The following is a 1,813-nucleotide window of genomic DNA, read 5'->3' as shown; positions in this document are numbered from 1 at the left end:
TAAGTGATGCCCTTGCAGCGGAACTGAATGCACCTACAGCTATTTCAAACAATGGTCAGTTGACAGGTAACACGATCAACTGGACAAACCTGACTGTTCCTGCAAACGGCACATTGACCTTAAGCTTCAAGGCTGTTGTCAAAGCTAATCTTCCGACAGGAACAACAGCTATTAAGAATACAGCTATTGTTACAGATCCTATCGATCCTTCAGTTCCGGTCACTCCTGAAGTGGAAGTAAAAGTTCCTTCTATTGCATTGGTTAAGGAATCTGTTTTAAATGATGAAAACGGAGATCAGACTGTTCAGAAGGGAGAGACGATTACATACACCTTTAAAGTTGTTAATAACGGAGGAACAATTGTAAATAATCTTGTAGTAAATGACACTAAATTAAATATTGTCAACTTAACGGTTATTCCGTCACTGTTAAATCCTGGCGAAACGGGCATAGCAACAGCTTCATACACATTGACACAGGCTGACATAGATGCTGGAAATGTAACGAATACAGCGTTAGCTAAAGGAACCGACCCTAGAGGTAGAGATGTGACAGATATTTCGGGAACAGCAGTTGATAATAACACGCCAACCGTTACCGTTTTACCAAAACAACCCTCATTGATATTACATAAAACGGGTACTTATGTAGATAAGGATAATAATGGTTCAACAAATGTGGGCGATGTGATTAAGTATCACTTTGAAGTTATTAACAACGGAAACGTAACGGTTAAAGAGATCAGAATCAACGATCCGAAAGTAACAGTAACAGGAGGGCCTGTTGATCTGGCTCCCGGAAGCTCGGATGTAACTACATTCTCTGCAGAATATGTGATTAAACAAGAAGATATTGATAGAGGTGGAGTTTACAATCTGGCTACAGCCGAAGGAAAAGATCCTGACGGAGATAAAGTAACTGTTACTTCAAAAGATCCAAATCCGATAAGTACAGATCCTGGAGTTGATCCAGGTTGTTTAACCTGTACCATTACACCTCTTGACCGAAAAGGTGAAATTACAGTAATGAAGACGGCTAATCTTTCTCAACAATTCAGATATGCCGGTGAGAAAATAGAATATGATATAGTCGTAAGTAATACCGGTAATGTAACATTGAAAGATGTTAAGGTTACAGATGCTAACGCAGACAATAAGAACATTGGTACGATTGCAGAATTAAAGGTAGGACAATCCGAAACATTTAAAGCATATCATACTATAACAGCAGCGGATATGTTGCAGGGTTATGTATCAAATATTGCGGTAGCTGTAGGGAATGATCCTAAGAATAACCCTGTAACAGGAGAATCGAAGAGCGGCAATCCTACACAGCCGAAGGATCCTGTAGATCCGAACTGTAAAACGTGTACTATTACACCTCTTCCATGGAAAGAGATCAAAGCGAATAACGATACGCCACCGGCTATCAACGGAAAAGATGGCGGAAGTACAACCAGTGTATTGGATAACGATCAGCTAAACGGAAAACCAATTGTTCCGGCTGAAGTTAAACTGACTCCGGGTACTTCACCAAACAAAGGAATCACGATGAATCCTGATGGAACGGTCACAGTTTCACCGGAAACACCGGCAGGTATCTACGAATATCCGTACACAATTTGTGAGCTATTGAATCCTGCAAACTGCAGCGATGCGAAAGCAACTGTAGTCGTAGAAGCAGCCGTGATCAAAGCGAATAACGATACGCCACCTGCTATCAACGGAAAAGATGGCGGAAGTACAACCAGTGTATTGGATAACGATCAGTTGAACGGCAAACCAGTTGTTCCGGCTGAAGTTAAACTGACTCC

Annotated in this window: 1 protein-coding gene; it reads left to right on the top strand. The window is 41.2% G+C overall.

The features are described from left to right. Nucleotides 1-1,813 (top strand): DUF7507 domain-containing protein (locus tag B4B65_RS15880; RefSeq protein ID WP_422663654.1); only part of this gene is annotated, 1,813 nt, incomplete at both ends.

It is taken from the genome of Sphingobacterium sp. UBA5789, assembly GCF_002418355.1.
GTDB lineage: Bacteria > Bacteroidota > Bacteroidia > Sphingobacteriales > Sphingobacteriaceae > Sphingobacterium.
The sequence above is the reverse complement of the archived record's forward strand: the minus strand, read 5'-3'. Positions and strand labels throughout refer to the sequence as shown.